Origin of the sequence: Dolichospermum sp. UHCC 0260 (genome assembly GCF_009711985.1) — a bacterium.
Classification (GTDB): Bacteria; Cyanobacteriota; Cyanobacteriia; order Cyanobacteriales; family Nostocaceae; genus Dolichospermum; species Dolichospermum lemmermannii.
Genome location: NZ_VIKZ01000023.1, coordinates 51,078 through 67,444, shown reverse-complemented (window position 1 = coordinate 67,444; position 16,367 = coordinate 51,078). Strand labels below are relative to the sequence as shown.

14 protein-coding genes are annotated in these 16,367 nt (G+C 38.7%); 6 read left to right on the top strand and 8 right to left on the bottom strand.

The window, feature by feature from the left end; all coding sequences use genetic code 11:
• Positions 1 to 14: 14 nt before the first annotated feature.
• Together FJR08_RS11110 and FJR08_RS11105 are read right to left on the bottom strand one after the other, a co-directional pair.
• A complete protein-coding gene (locus FJR08_RS11110) occupies positions 15 to 1,388 on the bottom strand; it encodes an MFS transporter (protein WP_148761686.1) in 1,374 nt (457 codons plus the stop codon).
• A gap of 331 nt (positions 1,389 to 1,719) precedes the next feature.
• Positions 1,720 to 3,246, bottom strand: coding sequence for a hypothetical protein (locus FJR08_RS11105; RefSeq protein WP_168633192.1), 1,527 nt, complete (start codon positions 3,244 to 3,246; stop codon positions 1,720 to 1,722).
• A gap of 258 nt (positions 3,247 to 3,504) precedes the next feature.
• Here FJR08_RS11105 and FJR08_RS11100 point away from each other — a divergent pair, with 258 nt between their 5' ends.
• Positions 3,505 to 5,118 carry a glycosyltransferase family 39 protein gene (locus FJR08_RS11100; protein WP_168633191.1) on the top strand — a complete coding sequence of 538 codons (1,614 nt, stop codon included), beginning with the start codon at positions 3,505 to 3,507 and terminating at the stop codon, positions 5,116 to 5,118.
• Positions 5,119 to 5,268: 150 nt separating this feature from the next.
• On the opposite strand, the gene FJR08_RS11095 is transcribed toward FJR08_RS11100, so the two are convergent.
• Entirely contained in the window at positions 5,269 to 5,646 is a 378-nt protein-coding gene (locus FJR08_RS11095; protein ID WP_015079522.1) for a hypothetical protein, read from the bottom strand.
• A gap of 415 nt (positions 5,647 to 6,061) precedes the next feature.
• On the opposite strand from FJR08_RS11095, the gene FJR08_RS11090 reads away from it, so the two are divergent.
• Positions 6,062 to 7,978, top strand: coding sequence for a chloride channel protein (locus FJR08_RS11090; protein WP_168633190.1), 1,917 nt, complete (start codon positions 6,062 to 6,064; stop codon positions 7,976 to 7,978).
• A 233-nt stretch (positions 7,979 to 8,211) separates the two neighbouring features.
• Here FJR08_RS11090 and FJR08_RS11085 read toward each other — a convergent pair whose 3' ends face one another.
• On the bottom strand, positions 8,212 to 8,622 hold the full coding sequence (locus FJR08_RS11085) for an AbrB family transcriptional regulator (RefSeq protein ID WP_015079519.1): 411 nt from the start codon (positions 8,620 to 8,622) through the stop codon (positions 8,212 to 8,214).
• A gap of 15 nt (positions 8,623 to 8,637) precedes the next feature.
• Between FJR08_RS11085 and FJR08_RS23225 the strand changes: the two genes are divergently transcribed.
• The 4 genes from FJR08_RS23225 (at position 8,638) to pyrR (ending at position 11,095) form a co-directional block, all read left to right on the top strand.
• Positions 8,638 to 8,859 (top strand): hypothetical protein, encoded by a 222-nt coding sequence (locus FJR08_RS23225; protein WP_015079518.1) that lies wholly within the window; start codon positions 8,638 to 8,640, stop codon positions 8,857 to 8,859.
• Between the two features lie 65 nt (positions 8,860 to 8,924).
• Positions 8,925 to 9,368, top strand: coding sequence for an RrF2 family transcriptional regulator (locus FJR08_RS11080; RefSeq protein WP_015079517.1), 444 nt, complete (start codon positions 8,925 to 8,927; stop codon positions 9,366 to 9,368).
• A gap of 63 nt (positions 9,369 to 9,431) precedes the next feature.
• On the top strand, positions 9,432 to 10,382 hold the full coding sequence (gene cbiB, locus FJR08_RS11075; protein WP_168633189.1) for an adenosylcobinamide-phosphate synthase CbiB: 951 nt from the start codon (positions 9,432 to 9,434) through the stop codon (positions 10,380 to 10,382).
• A 176-nt stretch (positions 10,383 to 10,558) separates the two neighbouring features.
• Positions 10,559 to 11,095: a bifunctional pyr operon transcriptional regulator/uracil phosphoribosyltransferase PyrR gene (gene pyrR, locus FJR08_RS11070; RefSeq protein ID WP_148761674.1), complete on the top strand. Its 537-nt coding sequence runs from the start codon at positions 10,559 to 10,561 to the stop codon at positions 11,093 to 11,095.
• Between the two features lie 126 nt (positions 11,096 to 11,221).
• Here the strand turns inward: pyrR and FJR08_RS11065 are convergent, their stop codons facing one another.
• The 4 genes from FJR08_RS11065 to pilM all read right to left on the bottom strand — a co-directional run bounded on the left by FJR08_RS11065 (position 11,222) and on the right by pilM (position 16,290).
• The gene (locus FJR08_RS11065) at positions 11,222 to 13,522 is read right to left on the bottom strand and encodes an AMIN domain-containing protein (protein WP_168633188.1); all 2,301 of its coding nucleotides are present in this window, start codon (positions 13,520 to 13,522) and stop codon (positions 11,222 to 11,224) included.
• A gap of 113 nt (positions 13,523 to 13,635) precedes the next feature.
• The gene (locus tag FJR08_RS11060) at positions 13,636 to 14,403 is read right to left on the bottom strand and encodes a pilus assembly protein PilO (RefSeq protein ID WP_168633187.1); all 768 of its coding nucleotides are present in this window, start codon (positions 14,401 to 14,403) and stop codon (positions 13,636 to 13,638) included.
• Positions 14,400 to 15,200 carry a PilN domain-containing protein gene (locus FJR08_RS11055; protein ID WP_168633186.1) on the bottom strand — a complete coding sequence of 267 codons (801 nt, stop codon included), beginning with the start codon at positions 15,198 to 15,200 and terminating at the stop codon, positions 14,400 to 14,402. Before FJR08_RS11055 ends, FJR08_RS11060 begins: the two co-directional genes overlap by 4 nt.
• Before the next feature lie 4 nt (positions 15,201 to 15,204).
• Positions 15,205 to 16,290 (bottom strand): type IV pilus assembly protein PilM, encoded by a 1,086-nt coding sequence (pilM, locus tag FJR08_RS11050; RefSeq protein ID WP_168633185.1) that lies wholly within the window; start codon positions 16,288 to 16,290, stop codon positions 15,205 to 15,207.
• Positions 16,291 to 16,367 lie beyond the last annotated feature (77 nt).

The window sequence follows — 16,367 nt, the reverse complement described above, 5'->3', positions numbered from 1 at the left end:
ACAACTGACTCCTTCTACTTACCCGGTTCTTGGACAAAAATTAGCGGAATTAGCCCTAGTAGTCTGCATAGGCTAGATAGCGCAAATAAGCCTAATAAACCGCCAAATTCCTGATTTTGGGCAATAAAACCGCCGATAGTTGTCCCTAAAGCTCCACTCACGCCCCCGACAGCCGCAACAATGGCAAAATAGATAGATTTATTTCTCACGGGGGCAATTCCTAAATACATATTAGTGCTACATAAATCAACTCCTGCCCAAGTGATGCCAGTAAAAATATGTAAAAGCGGCAACCATAACCAAAAATCAAGTTGATGATGACCAATTCCTAACCATAATAATGGCGTAATTGCGACTAAAATACCCACACAGATAAGAATAGGACGATTACCGATTCTATCGGCTAATTTCCCCCATATAATCAACACTAACAGATTTGCCCCGGTCTGAAGACTGCTATAAATAGTTACTAAAGTCACATCTAAATCTAAAGTATCTAATAAATAGAAGTTGAAAAAAGGTGCGCTCAAATGCACAGCCAACATCCAGATACTGAAATAAAGCAGAAATAGTAAAAATTTAGAGTTCTGCCCAATAATAGTAGTCCAATTAATTTCTTCTTTGCAAATATCTTGAGGAGGATTTTCACAAAAATTCAAACTATGCTGATTTTGTAATTGCGGATTTACGTCTGCTTGAAAATATTGACAACACAAACTAATAATCCCACAAATAGTTCCTAAAGATAGAACTAATCCATAACCTTCGATAGTTCCACCATGCCAATTTGATATTACTAATCCCGCTAAAGGTACACATATTAAATTCGTCAGATTACAAGCACTATTCCGAATACCAAAATATCTCCCTCGTAACCTGCGGGGAACAATAATTGCTAACCAACTTAGCCAAGATGCACTTCCTAATCCTCCGAGAAGATGACTAAAAAGAACAATTGACAGTGTTAATACTACCAATTGTTGAGAATCTAGTAAACTGGAATTGTTAGCAAAAATGCCAATAACTAGAATTAACCACAATAACCGAGAAGTTCCAAAAGTTAATAGAGAATATTGAAATCTACTGGTAGTTTGTTCAGAAATGTAAGCCCCCACAGGTTGAATAAAATTTACCAGCATGGGAATTGAGGATAACATTCCAAAGATCACCGGAGTAGCATCCAACTCGACTAACAAATTACTGACTAAAATTCCCCCGGTACTCAGACCAAAAATAGATGCAAAAACAGCATCTATGGTAGAAGCTTGTAAACTGGTACGAATATCTTTTTTAGTAAATTGCTGAGGAAACTGTTTAGTTAGTAAAGAGTCAAGATTGGGAGTTTGAATATCCAGTGCTTCAACTGTGTCAACCGGAAGGGAATTCATATTATCATAAATTACAGAGCTATCTTTTGTTCTTATATTTTTCAATATCAGTTTGCAGACTCACAGTCTATAAAACACCTGAAAAAATGTCATCAGTATTTCATAATTAGGAGATTAATCAAGCTTTTGCAATTAATAATTGAGGAAAAGATCCAATTCTTCCCCATTTCTCTTTATGAAAATAATTGTTTATATTTATACTAATTTATTACTGGATACTGTTCCCAACCAAAATGACTGGGGTTGGGAAGTAGATAAAATTTATGAAGATTTGGGAAAACGAAACGATAACACCAGATCCCCGACTTCTCTAAGAAGTCGGGGATCTGAATTATTCATCTTGATTTTTTGGAGCTTGTTTGCCTTTTTTACCTGCATTCCGCACATTCATGACTTTACCCAGTAAATCAAACCAAAAAGGCGCACCCATAGCAATAGCAATACCACTCACAAGCCAACCAGCAATCATACTCAAAACACTGAAAACAGGCAACCCATGAATTCTATATTTTGTTACGTTGATTTGCTGTCGTACGTTAGCGTTAGTCCAACCAATTGGTAATTCAACTTCCTTTAAAATCTCGTTAGGATCTACTTTACTCATATCTGAAGGATTAGATCCTTGTGGTACTACTTGTACAGCCTTATTAATAATTATTTCTCGTAATAAAGAATCCTTAGATAAGCGATTAATGATATGAAAAGTATCGGCATTGGCTGTAATAGCTAAAGTTATGCCAATGATAATTGCTACTCCCTTAGCATTACGTTTGTAAACACCACCGGCTCTTTCCATAGAACTATCAAAACTATTTTCAATTTCTTTCCGTAAAAGAATAATCCCTTCTTCCGTGCTTTTAGCTCTCATTTGGGCGCGTTTTGCCATAGTTTCAATACTATCAACAACAGAATCTGGCAGAATATCAATTAGTTCTTGAACTTTTTTATAGGTTTCACTATCTTTATCTTGGATAGCTGCTATAACTTCACCATGAATATCACTACCTTTTTTAATAGATTTGACAATTTCATTGATATTAGGTTTTAATCCTCCTAGCACTATGGCTTTTTCTGCATTTTCAAAAATATCTTGTCTGACAAATTTTAGTTCCCGCAAGGGTTTATCTAAAATATCTTCATGATTGCCTATGTTTGCTTGGAAACTATCTATATATCTATCTAGGCTATCTCTCATCCTATTTATCGCCATGTAGATATCATATTTATCTTTATTAAACTCATTAGTAATGCGGTTATACTCTAATTCTAACTGTTTATAATCTGTGGCAATATCAGTAGCAAATTCACTAGATAACTCTTGATTATTAATGTAAACCTGCAACTGAATTAAAATTTGTCTGATATCATCTAAACGTTCATTTTTGAATTGATCTAGTCTGACTTCAGTCAATTTTCTGACCAAAATTGGTAGTTGCAATGTATCCATAAAAGTATTAGCGAAATTTTCACCACCAATATAGGAAGGCGCACTGCGTTTTTGATCACCAAAAACAGTTTCTTTTCTAAATCTAGAACTAGACTTTCTGAATAGACTAAAGAATGAGCCAATTGCCCAGGTAGCTTTCCGAGGTAAAGTTGCTAATAAACCTTTAGCCTCTTGATTAATACTTTGAATTAAAGGATTGCCATAAATTTTATTAACTAGTTGAATTACTTCCGGTTTTTCTGAGTTTTGAGCATCACCAGCTAAAAGAATTTCAATTGATCTTCTCAAGTGTTCAGCCCGCCATTGCAGTACAGTTGTCAATAGTTCTTGAATTTCTGAAGCCAGTAAACTTAAAATTAAGTAAATAAAAATTAAACCCAGTGCCACATCTAAAATAAAAGGTAGGTTCATTGACATTCTCCTTCAGGGTAATTGAGCAAATGCTAATGGTAGTATTTATATCATTTAATCGGCAGGATGCCTGTAAACTTCCTGAAAAAAATTAATCAGAAAATCTTCGCCAAAAAATTATCTCTGTTCCTGAGAAACTGAGCTAATTTGGGATCTAGCCATTGCCTTTAAAAATAGATTGTTCCCGGATGGCAACATAGGAGATTCGCTTTGATCTCCATGTGATTAAACCTAACAATTATAAGATTCGCATAGAATATGCAAGAAGGAAGCTTTATTTGGACTCATCTAGAAAAACAGCACCGTGTGGTTGAAAGAAAGATTGATTGGCTATGGCTAATCCTCTTGTTATTGGCAGCGGTGATCTTGTTTAGCATCAATCTTGGCGGTTTGCCCTTACAAGATGGGGATGAGGCAACTGTAGCCAGGGTAGCGCGGGAAATTTGGCAAGCTCCAGCAGATTCAATGCGCTGGCTTTACCCCACTTTGGGCGGTGAACCATATCACCACACACCACCGCTGATGCACTGGTTAATTGCTGGGGCTTATGCTCTGGGTGGTGTTAATGAATGGACAACTCGCCTACCTAGTGCAATTTTGATGGCAACTTCTGTACCTTTGTTGTATTGCATGGGGAGAGAGATATTTCGGCACCGTTGGGCAGCTATTTATAGTTCCTTAATTTATCTAACAATGCTGCCAGTGGTGCGTTATGGCAGGTTAGCAGTGTTAGATGGGGCAGTTGCCAGTTTTTTGATTTTGATGATGTGGTTTGTCTTGCGATCGCGCCGGGATTTGCGTTACTGCTTAGGTGTAGGCATTAGTTTCGGGTTAATTTGTCTAACCCAAGGCGTGATGGGTGTTTATTTAGGTGCAGTTGTTTTAGTCTTTCTTTACTGGGATACACCTAGACTACTCGCAAGTTATTATTTCTGGACAGGTATTTTCATCGGTTGTCTACCTGTATGCTGTTGGTACGGATTTCAAGTATGGCACTATGGCTATCCCTTCAATATTGATGTGAATACATCTTTAACCCATATCCAAACTATTACTAATGGCAGTTTCCAAGCACCTTGGTATTATCTTTTAGAAATCGCCAAGTGGACATGGCCTTGGTTGATATTTCTCCCCCAAACTATCCGCATTACCTGGGAGAATAATAATTTAAGTTGGGCAAAATTGATTATTGTTTGGTGTGGTGTTTATCTATTAATTATTTCCCTCATTAGCTTTAAACTTCCCTGGTATATATTTCCTATTTATCCAAGTTTAGCTTTAGCTTTGGGGTTTCAATTAGCAGAAATAGAAAATGTGCCTGTAGTTTCTGGCTATCCCCGCGCTTGGGTAACGAGTTTAGCAATATTGGCTGTGGTGGCTTCTGCGGGCAGTATTTATTTTAGTTGGAGAACTTTAGACAAAGTAGAATTACAGATAATTTTTGCAGCAGTGGCTTTAACCATGACTTTAGCGGCAATTTTAGCCGAGCGAGGTGATAGACAATTTCTGAAAATTTTAATTTGGGGAAGTTATATTTCTCTATTGTTATTAATGAAATCTCATTACTGGGTTTGGGAATTAAATACAGCTTATCCTGTGAAACCAGTAGCAGCAATGATCACTAAAATAAATCCAGCAATTAAGGAAATCTATACATCTTTTCCCTACCATCGTGCTTCTTTGGATTTTTATAGCGATCGCACTATTATTCCTGCTTCTATTGGTGAGTTACAATATTACTGGCAGTATGATAGCCAACCTTATTTTCTCCTCAATATATCTACCTTAGAAAACCTCCAATTCAACTCTATCAAAGTCATAGATCAAGTAGAAGATTGGCAATTAATTACCAAAGAAAATAACTCATTTTAACAATACCTTCGCCATTTTTATTGTTTCGGAGGTTGGGTTGAGCGAAGCAAAATCCAACGCTGATGTTGTCTTTCCTGTAATACAACCCAACCTGGGAATTCAGGCTTTTTTCAATTTGGCGAAAGTATTTTTTAAGGTTCCACAAGAAATCTATTTTTCACCCTTGTTCATTCTTTCAATTTGGGGAATTTCTTGGCCATCATGACTCATATTATCTTGAGTCATAGTCACAATCCCGAAAAAAATCGCACTTCCCACAACCAAAGACAAAAAAGGACGCTTAATGAAGATAAAATCTCTGATTATCCGCGCCAAAGGTCGGCTTTGACGACGTAAAGCTGAAGAGATCATCATTTGTTTCCAAATAAATGGGTCACGGACATAATGTCCGCTTTGACAAACAACTAACTTTTCTTGGCAATAAGGACAGGAAAACAAACCAATATAGGATTTTATTGGCGTGGTTCTGTTATTTCTTTGGCAAATTGGGCAAGTAACATAATGATCATGAAAAGTATTTGTACTCATCTACCTCGTCCGCCTATTCCCTTGATTCTATTTATAACAATATCTGTATTGAATTTTACTGAAAATCCAGCGGTTATGCCATAGTCACTGATAGTTATTGGCAAAATACTATGATAGCGATATGCAATTGCATGAGATCCAAAATTTACCTAAAACTGAAACACCAAAAGACTTTCAACTCTGTTGCCTATTCCCTGCTCCCTACTATGTAGACTTTAAGAATGAAATTGACCTAAGGACATACTCCCTTATATACTAACTCAAGTTGCTAGTACCGCAGGACGGAATTATTTTTTTCTAAATATTTTGTGATTTTTGCTAATTAATTATTGAGCAGGCAGTTTTTCCCATAATAAACCACAATAAGAAATAACAGATAAAAAATCGTTTTTTCTGACATTTACCCCGGTTATCAATGACTCTCTTGCCTCCGACTTCGCAGACGAAGGTCAGGGAATCCGATACTTTTTCCCCACCTTCCATGCGCTTCACTCAGTTAATTAATCGTTTTCAGCCCTCCTCAGAAACAGTAGTGCTTTTTTTGGCCGTGCTAATTGGCGGTAGTACAGCTATGGGGATAGTCACCTTTCACTATTTAATCCAGCTAATTAACAACTTCATGCTGGAAAATCTCATGGGACAAATTGGGATCTGGGGTGCTTGGACTTTAGCTGCTGTTCCCACTTTGGGTGGTATCATTGTTGGCCTCATGCGTTGGCGCACTCAGGATTTTGGTCCAGGACTTTCTTCTCTCATAGCTGTTGCTCAAGGCAAAGAAGCCAAGAAACCCCTCCGACCGGTCACAAAAATGATCGCTGCGGCTGTTTCTATCGGCAGTGGTGCATCCTTGGGTCCCGAAGGTCCAAGTGTAGAAATTGGGACTAATTTCGGAGTTTTATTGTCTGATATATTACAAGTTTCTCAAGAACGTCAGCGGTTGCTCTTAGGTGCTGGGGCGGCGGCTGGTTTAGCTGCTGGTTTTAATGCCCCCATTGCTGGCGTATTTTTTGCCTTAGAAGTAGTCATGGGAACTACATATTTTGCTACTTCTGCGGTAAGTGTGGTGTTACTTGCCGCCGTTGTCGCCGCCTTAATTGCTCAAATTGGTTTAGGTTCACAACCGGCTTTTGCTTTACCTGCTTATCAAGTTCGCAGTTACCTAGAATTACCTCTTTATCTGGGTTTAGGTTTAGGTGCAAGTTTAATTTCTCTCACCTATACTGAATCAATTCGGTTAGCCAAATCCGCCTTTGCTGGTAATTTACCAAAGTTGAAATTACTAGGTAAAATTCCTCAATCAATTCAGCCTATTCTCGGTGGTGTAATCATTGGTATAGTCGGTTGGCGCTACCCGCAAATTTTAGGGATTGGCTATGAAACCGTAGAAGCTATGCTCCAGGATGAGGATTTTTCGCTGAACCTATTACTGATATTACTGGTGTTAAAATTGCTGATGACAGCGGTAAGTTCAGGGAGTGGTTTTGTCGGTGGATTATTTGCACCAGCGATGTTTTTAGGTGCGTCCTTTGGGTCTGCTTATGCTAAATTTTTGGCTTTGGTAGCACCAGGAATTGGAGACTATATGGCTGCTCCTCCAGCTTATGCAATGGTAGGTATGGCAGCGGTTTTGGCAGGTAGTGTCAGAGCGCCATTGACAGCAATTTTAATGTTATTTGAATTAACCCGCGATTATCGGATTGTTTTACCTTTAATGGCAGCGGTGGGTTTAAGTGTTTGGTTAGTAGAACGAATTAAACCAACTTTAGATGCTAATGCTAATCTGCAACAGATTGGTTTGCCAGAATTGAAAGATGAAAAAGTAGAACTTTGGCAGCAAATGTTAGTCGCAGATGCTATGCACGCTTACCCCAAAAAATTATCAGCCACCCTGGGAGTATTAGAAGCTGCGGTAGCAATGACACGGGAACGAATTCGCAGTGCGTTGATAATTGATGATGATGCTGGCAAGTTGGTGGGAATTCTGTCCTTAGAAGATATTAAACGGACTCTGGCTCTATGGCAAAATCTTCCTAATTCATCTACTGAAATTCAGGAATATTTATCTAGTCAAAAACTTATAGATATTTGTACTACGGATATTCTCTATGCTTGGGAAGATGAACCTTTATCTGAAGCCTTAGACCGCATGGCATTACGTGGGTTACATCAATTACCAGTAGTAGCTAAAGACAATCCTGATTTTATTCTGGGTTTATTAGAAAGAGAACAAATTGAATTAACTTGTAATTTAACGGCAATCACTAAGGTACTACATCAATATCTACCAGTGATTACAACCACTGAATATATAGAGGAAATTGGGAATTGGTGATTGGTGATTGGTGATTGGTGATTGGTGATTGGTGATTGGTCAGTTGTTAGTTGTTAGTTGTTAGTTGTTAGTTGTTGGTTGTCAGTGGCAAATATCTTCTTATTGCCTGTTCCCTGTTCCCTATTCCCTGTTCTCTAAATTTTGGTAATTGGTCAGTTATTAGTTATGCAGCAGTCAGGGGTAAAACAAAACCACTGACAACTGACAACCCATAACTGACTAATGAATATTCATTAAGCTGTAGCTTCTACTTCCACATCTTCTATAGATTCCGAATCTACTTGTCGGAGTCGAATGTGCTTTTTCCCTAAAGTGATGACAAACTCATCACCAGGTTGAAGATTCATCTGTTTTGTGTAAGCTGCACCGATTAATAAGTTGCCGTTTGACTGCACACCAATTCTATAGCTGGCACTGCGTCCACCACGTCCATTCGCACTGGGTGAACTATCCAACTGAATACCCTCAGCATCAATTAGGGCATTCAAGAATTTCATCATATTGACGCGCTCTATACCATTTTTGGTAACAGTATAGTAGCCACACTGTTTAGCTTTTTCGTCTTTGCTAATGGCTTCTAGCTCTTTAACTTTTTTGAGCAGTTCGTCACCGACTAGGAGTTCAATTTTTTTTTGTTTAGGCATCAACTTAGGTCGAAAATGAATGTTGTTTGTTGTCAAGTGGATTTTATTTTAGCTGACATTGAACTAATAAGAACAGAATTCTTGAGTTTTGGGATCAGCCTAGCCAAGTATATTACACTCATAGACAAAATTGTTGCATTATTATCAATATTCTTAAAAAATTATATGAAATATAATTACAATGATGCTGATAGCTACTATAGAGAGGAATCCGGTTTTGATTCTTTAAATTATTAAAGATAGGCAGATTAAGAGGGAAGAGGCAGAAGGATTGGGGAAATTAAATTAATCATAACTGCTATATGAAACTAACTACGAGAGGACATTACAGCGTGAAAGCATTGCTAGATTTGAGTTTACAGCCCAAGTATGGACCTGAATCGGTCAGAGCGATCGCCAAACGTCAAGATATTCCTGCTCCCTATCTAGAAAAGCTGCTCATAGAAATGCGTCGTGCCGGCTTAGTAACTTCAATTCGTGGTAGCGTCGGTGGATATAAATTAGCAAAAAAACCGGCACAAATATCTATTGGCCAAATTTTAGAGGCTGTTGGTGAAAATATCACTAACTTACCTCTGAATAATCCCACACCCGCTCAAACAGCAGATTGGGTGACATCCAGTCTCTGGAACAGACTCAACCAAAAGCTCAAAGAAGCCTTGTACAATATTACCCTGGCAGACCTTTATTATGATGCTCGCAGTTGGCAAGCATCTCAAGGAGAAGAAGCCAATTTTGTGGTTTAGTCACCGAGTCAGAAGAAAGGAAAAAGCAAGAAAAAAGAATAAATAATCAACAATCAATAAAAAATGACATCTACTGTTTTGGTTTTGGCTGCATTGTTAGATTACTTAATCGGAGATCCTTGGGGTTGGCCTCATCCAGTGCGAGTCATGGGATGGGTAATTTCCCACTTGAGTAAATTAGCTCTGCAATATTGCCAAAATCCTCTTTCTCAGAGGCTTGCGGGAATTTTCTTAGGTGTGATTGTAATTACTGGTAGTGGCTTGGTAGGTTGGATAATAGTTCAAAGTGCCAAGTGGGTACATCCATTGTTAGGAATTGCTGTAGAAAGTATTCTTCTAGCTAGTTGTTTTGCTTTCAAAAGTTTACGAAATGCAGCTATGGAAGTTCTCCAACCTTTAAAAAATGGAGAATTAGAATCAGCGCGACAGGTTTTAAGTAATTACGTCGGGAGAGACACAGCCAATCTTTCCCCAGCGGAAATTCTCAGAGCAGTGTTAGAAACCGTTACAGAAAATGCCACTGATGGCGTAATGGCTCCTCTTTTTTATACTATTGTTGGTGCATTTATCCCTGTTATTGGTGCTGTCCCTTTGGCTTTAGCATATAAAGCTAGTAGCACTTTAGATTCCATGGTCGGTTATAAAGAACTACCTTATATTTATCTTGGTTGGTTTAGTGCGCGGTGGGAAGATGGTTTTACTTGGTTGCCCTGTCGGTTAACAGTGATCACTTTATCATTACTATCCTTAAAACCCTTAAATGTTTGGCGAATTTGTCGCCGCGACGCAATTAAAGATCCCAGTCCCAATTCTGGTTGGAGTGAATGCGCTTATGCTGCGGTTTTAGGTGTGCAAATGGGAGGAATAAATTGGTATCGTGGAGTAGCTAAAGAGAAACCACTTTTAGGAGATGCTATTTATCCCATTACCCCAGATTCCATTGATCAAGCTTTACAATTAACCCGATATGCGTTCTTATTGTGGTTAGGAATAGCAATATTTTTAATTCGTTAGTTATCTCGTTCCCAGTCTCTGACTGGGAATGCTATCAAAGAGGCTCTGCCTCCAGTGTGATTAAAGGCAGAGCCTTCTAGCATTCATTCCCATACAGAGTATGGGAACGAGAAAACGAGAAAACCAGAAATTACCAATTACCAATTACCAATTACCAATCACCAATTACCTATCTTATGTCTACCAAAGTAGTTGAAATTCTCTCATCAGAAGAACTGCGTCGGACATTAACTCGTATGGCTTCTCAGATTGTGGAAAGAACGCGAGATTTATCTCAATTGTTACTTCTGGGTATTCATACTAGAGGAGTCCCATTAGCTTATTCATTAGCCCGTCAAATAGAAATTCTGGAAGATGTTAATGTTTCTGTAGGCTCTTTGGATATTACATTTTATCGTGATGATCTTGATAAAATCGGGTTAAGAACTCCAGAAAAAACGGATATTCCCTTTGATTTGACCGGAAAAACGGTGGTACTTGTAGATGATGTCATTTTTAAAGGGAGAACTATTCGGGCTGCTTTAAATGCCGTGAATGAATATGGTAGACCAGAGGTAATTCGTTTAGCTATATTAGTAGATAGAGGTCATAGAGAGTTACCAATCCATCCAGATTTTGTCGGTAAAAAGTTACCCACAGCGAAGGAGGAAATTGTTAAAGTTTATTTACAGGATAGTGATGGACGAGATGGTGTGGAGTTAATTAGTAATTGAAAGTTCCTTTTTTAGACTTAAACTCAAAAGTATATTTTCTAGTTGTAGAGACGTTCCATGTAACGTCTCTACATTATTTACTTCTCCTATAAATCGGGTATTTGACAAACAATCACCAAAAACTAACTAACGCGGTTGCAGCTTCACCCCCCGACGTTCCAACATTTCCCGCGCTGTGGGACTGGGTGTATAATTATAACCATAGCCAGAACTCTGGGAATCATCCATTATTTGCGGTGTCAGTAAAATAATTACCTCTCTACGTTCGTTCTGTTTGTTTGTTTTCCTAAACAGCGCACCCAGCAGGGGAATATCACCCAAAATAGGTAATTTAGAAACACTTGTTCGATCTGTGTCTTGAATAATACCGGAAAGAATAAGCGTTTGACTATCCCGCAAACGCAATACACCGGATGCCAGGCTTCTTTCGGATAAAAGAGTTATTGTGCCATTATCACCACCGGCTGGTGCTGTACCACCCGGAGCAGATACAGTAGGGGCAACGGACAAAGATACAAAACCGTTATCATCAATTCTTTCTACCTTCACATTCAGGGATAGACCTGCTTTCTTGATGATAGGTTCGCTGACAGAGGATGATGTGGTTGATGATGTAGTTCCTGTACTTTGTGATGAAATTTTTAATCCAGCATATACCTCTGTAGTTAAGTTAACTACTGCATTTTGTCCTTCTTGAACAATTAAGGTAGGATCTGTTAGAATCTTAGCGTTACCACTGATAACTTGAGCTTGTAAACTCGTAAGAAGCCGTCTAGGGAATTGGTATAAAGTTGGTATACCTCCCGTTTTGTTTCCTGCAACTGTGGGATCTCGATTAATACCAGCAGCAGAGTTCACAACATCTCCAGCCTGAAGTGGATTATTTGTAACTGGTGTTTCAGTCACAGTATTGTTTACTTCATTAGAATTAGCTGGTCGAGAACCACCAAAATTTAAAGATGCTGCACCACCATCATTAACAAAGAAGTTGTTACCAACCCCAAAAGAAAAACTGGTATTGTAATCTTGAGTACCTGTCAGGTTGACATCAATAATTTTGACATTCACCACCACTTGACGACGACGGATATCAAGCTGTGTTAATTGAGATACTGCCATCTCAACCATCTTAGGACTACCAATTAATGTAACAGAATTTGTCCGCTCGTCTCCTGAAGCTTGTAACCCTCTGAGTATAGGTGTTGAATCTGTATATGTAATCCGTTGAGTCTCAATTTTTGTTTCTGTCGTCGTTTGAGCTTGAGTAACTGCGGTGTTAGCAGCACCACCCACAGGTACAGCATTAACACTAGTAACTAGTCGTTCTCGACTGACAGCACTTTCCGCACCCAAAGCTACTAAGAAATTTAACGCCACATCCACCGTTACCTGATTTAGTCGGAGATTACGCATCACAAGATTACGACTAGAATTAGGTAATTGAGTCCCAACAAAAATTGTCCGTCCACTGCGGTTAGCTTCCAAACCACTCAAACGCAGGACGTAATTAAAAACATCTTGTACGGGTTCATTTTCTATATCTAAGGAAATCTTCTGAGATGTTCTAGTTACATTTTCAGCATCTTGCGGTTTTTCTGCTTCCCCACCTATATAAGCCAAATTCAGCCCAGCAGCACGAGCTAATAAAGATAAAACCTCTCTTACAGGTGCATCACGCAACACCAACCGACGAACTCGTTCTTTTGTACTTAAATCAATCACCACAGGAGATGTATCAATATTAGATTGAGTAATATCTCCTACAGGTGGGGCGACAGCCTTAGGTAAAAAAACAGGACTTTGCTTATAAGCTTGACCAGGATTTGGGGTTTGGGTAATTTTCCCGTCAATTGTAACTTGGGGGTTAGGAACTAGAACCTCTGGCTGTTTACCTGGTTTATCTGGTTTATATTCAAATGTGGTAGCTGGTGTTACTGCTACCTTTTCCGTAGGCTTGGTAGTAGCTGGTGTTACTGCTACCTTTTCTGTAGGCTTAGTGGCGGTTGATGCTGTTGAATTTGTGGTAGCGGTAAAGCCCAGGGTAATATTATTATCCTTTCCCATGACGGGCTGATTGCTGGGTGCATCATCAATACCTGTAACTGTTACCCGAATGCTATTAGCGTCTAATTGTTTAACTTCAATAGATGCAATTCCTGGTGCGGGGTTTTTTTGCAGGAAGTTATTACCCTTGGGTAAACGGAGTTGGGTATTAATTACATCCGCAACTAAGGACTTGTCCTTTTTAGTGGTAAATACTTGGGGACGATCTCCCGCCGCAGTTTTTAAAATTACACTAATTCCCCCTGCAATGGGACTGAGTTTAACATCAGTAATTTGTGTGATCTTTGCTAACACTGGTTGGGCTGCTAAGAGTACAAAAGCTGCCGCACTTGATCCGAAAACACTATTATGAAGCTGTTTCACAGTTCATTCCTCACATAAAATAAAAGTCTAAATCGTAACGTATAACAGGGAATAGGGAATAGGGAGAATATTTTATTTTGCCTCTTGCCCCTTACCTCTTGCCTCAAATTTGATTATTTTTCCGGTGCTTTAGCTGCTGCTGTTTTAGCGGCTAAATCTGCCGTTTCTTCAGAAGTTAGTGGCATTAAAGCCTCTAATGCAAAAGTTGTTGTCAGTTTACCGATACCAATTTGCACAGGGTTATCTTTATTGTCTGACATTTCTGGTGGAGACAATTTGGAGTCATAGTTTTTGACTAACAATAAAGGTTGTAATCGTTCAATGTTTCGCATAATTAATCGGGTTTGTTCAAAATTCCCCTCAATTTCTACATTGACAATACTGCGTTTAAGTTTGTTGTTAACTTCTACCCCAAAACTGCCATCATCTACCACAACAGGTTTTTCCGAAGCTGGAACAAATCTTTTCATCTTGGCTCTAATGGCATTACCAAAAGCTTTTCCATTGCTAGAATCTATCAAGCGACTGGTATCTAGTAATAGGGTATCTAAACTTTTTTCATCTGCAAATAAAGCTAAAACTTGTTGTTGTTGTTGTTTAGCTTCAGCCAAATCTGCTTCTATTTTACCGATTTGTTGGGCTTGGATTTTCTTTTGATTAACTTCTGTTTGTAGTTGCTCACGTTTAGTTTGTAGTTCTTGATAGTTATCCCAAGCGGGCATTGCCATGTTAAATAGCATATAACCTGCACCTAATAAACCTAAAACTGCGACTACACCACCAATAATAGTTGGTGTTAAGGTGACACCAAAAACAACAGGACCAGAATCTTGAGTATCTGTATCTTGATTGGCAAAATTTAAATCATCACTAAATGTCATTGGGCAATGACTCCTACTTTTTTGATATTACGAAGTCTATCTACTAGTCCGACTGTGCCTTTTTTCTCTAACTCTTGAATTAAATCAGATGCTGGCACACTACTCAAGCCTGTTTTAATGGTGTATTTAACTACTTGAATAGGTTTAATTTTTTCATTAGATTTACCACCTTTTGGGGGAAGAAAACCTGTAACGGGTGGTGCATCTACTAATTCTGCTGTGATAATTTTGGTTTCTTCTGGATTTAAAAATTTAGATTGTCCTAAACTTAAGGCAAAATCGTTGACTAAGGCATAGGAAATAGCAAAACCAGAAATTTCTAAGAATCCAGCGGTATTGGTATTAGTATTGGTTTTACTGGGGGTGGCAGCTACAACTTCTCTGCTAGGAAGAGGAGCGGCAATTTGCTTAATAGTTTCGATTTGCACTTTACTAGGAATGCGATCGCGCAAATCCTGTAACATTGCTGACCAAGGACGTATTTGATCAAACACCGTTACTAAAGCTTTCGTTTGGCTATTAATGCCGGCTGTTTCCGCCTTAATTTTATTAAGATTGACTATTATGCTCTCTAAACTCTTACCTTCCTCCTCTAGTTTTCCGATTTCTTGGGTTACTTCCGCGGTTTTCCCTTCTAAGATTGATAAACCAATAAATACCAAAGCTGGGAATACTAAACCTACTCCTACTCCTATATAAACTGGGATTAAATTCCCTAGTTGAATAGATGGTCTTTGAACACTTTTACTTTGATATTCTGGCCGATCTTTAAGGAAGTTAATATCTAGACTATACATTTTGTTACAACCCTCGCATTCCTAAACCCAGGACAATACCCAACCCAGGACGTTTAATTAAAGGATATTTTTCAGCATCTACCTCCAAAGACAAAGAAGTAATTGGATCTATTTGGGTAGTTGGTAAACTCAATCTTTGAGTGAAAAACTCATCAATTTGTGGTAATCCTCCTCCAGGACCGGCTAAAAGAATCTGCGCGACTTCCAGATTTTTACTTTGATTGAGGTAAAAATCAATGGAACGACGCAATTCATCAGCTAATTCTTCGAGAACTCTCAACATAGAAGCCATCCCTGGATTACTACCTGTCACCCCACTATTGGGAATAGTCATACTCTCCAACATATCCATATCCCGTGATGCTGGTAACTTCATAGCCCTTGACAATGCAGTTTGGAGTTGATAAGTGCCAATCGGTACTGTTCGAGAAAATTCTGGGACACCATTGATAATGATGGCTATTTCTGTACTATCAAACTCAATATCAACTAAGACCGCTGCTTCTTCTGGTCCAAATAGCCGCAGTTGATCACGAACAGTGCGAATCAGGGCAAAGCTGTTAATTTCTAAGATATCAACTGTTAATCCTGCCTGTTCAAAGGTATTCAAATAGGTTTGCGTGATATCTTTACGAGTCGCAACTAACAAAACCTGCACCTTCTCAATGCCGTCTTCGTCCATAAAGTACCCAAGTTTTTGATAATCAACATCAGCTTCTTCTCTGGGATAGGGTAAATATAAAGCTGCTTCATGGTTGAGTATCATGTCCCGCAACTCCTTGTCATCTAATTCAGATGGGACAGGAATCAACCGAACAATGGAGTATCGTCCTGGGATACAAGTAGCAACACGGGTAGCTTTAGTTTTGCTTTCAGCGATCGCTTGCTGAATAATTTCGGACATTCCCACAGAATCAGCAATTTGACCATCAATAAATATACCTTCTGGTACTGGTACTGTTGTCAAAGATTCGATTTTTAAGTTTTGGCGGTGTTTACGTAGTTGGACTACGTTTACCCGTTCCGGCGCTAGTTCAATACCAATACCTTTACTGGATTTACCAAAGAAACTAGTGAAGGCTTTAACCATAGTTTTACCCGCTAGATTACAAAGAAAAATATTAAGGTTAGTTGTCAGTAGGGGCGAAGCATTTGGAAGGTAAATTA

Bases quoted from the DNA above. Each gene is read 5' to 3' on its own strand.
- pyrR (WP_148761674.1), top strand. From the start codon at position 10,559: ATGTCTACCAAAGTAGTTGAAATTCTCTCATCAGAAGAACTGCGTCGG.
- FJR08_RS11080 (WP_015079517.1), top strand. From the start codon at position 8,925: ATGAAACTAACTACGAGAGGACATTACAGCGTGAAAGCATTGCTAGAT.
- FJR08_RS11090 (WP_168633190.1), top strand. From the start codon at position 6,062: ATGACTCTCTTGCCTCCGACTTCGCAGACGAAGGTCAGGGAATCCGAT.
- FJR08_RS11095 (WP_015079522.1), bottom strand. From the start codon at position 5,646: ATGAGTACAAATACTTTTCATGATCATTATGTTACTTGCCCAATTTGC.
- FJR08_RS11085 (WP_015079519.1), bottom strand. From the start codon at position 8,622: ATGCCTAAACAAAAAAAAATTGAACTCCTAGTCGGTGACGAACTGCTC.
- FJR08_RS11105 (WP_168633192.1), bottom strand. From the start codon at position 3,246: ATGAACCTACCTTTTATTTTAGATGTGGCACTGGGTTTAATTTTTATT.
- FJR08_RS11100 (WP_168633191.1), top strand. From the start codon at position 3,505: ATGCAAGAAGGAAGCTTTATTTGGACTCATCTAGAAAAACAGCACCGT.
- FJR08_RS11055 (WP_168633186.1), bottom strand. From the start codon at position 15,200: ATGTATAGTCTAGATATTAACTTCCTTAAAGATCGGCCAGAATATCAA.
- cbiB (WP_168633189.1), top strand. From the start codon at position 9,432: ATGACATCTACTGTTTTGGTTTTGGCTGCATTGTTAGATTACTTAATC.
- pilM (WP_168633185.1), bottom strand. From the start codon at position 16,290: ATGGTTAAAGCCTTCACTAGTTTCTTTGGTAAATCCAGTAAAGGTATT.
- FJR08_RS23225 (WP_015079518.1), top strand. From the start codon at position 8,638: ATGAATGTTGTTTGTTGTCAAGTGGATTTTATTTTAGCTGACATTGAA.
- FJR08_RS11060 (WP_168633187.1), bottom strand. From the start codon at position 14,403: ATGACATTTAGTGATGATTTAAATTTTGCCAATCAAGATACAGATACT.
- FJR08_RS11110 (WP_148761686.1), bottom strand. From the start codon at position 1,388: ATGAATTCCCTTCCGGTTGACACAGTTGAAGCACTGGATATTCAAACT.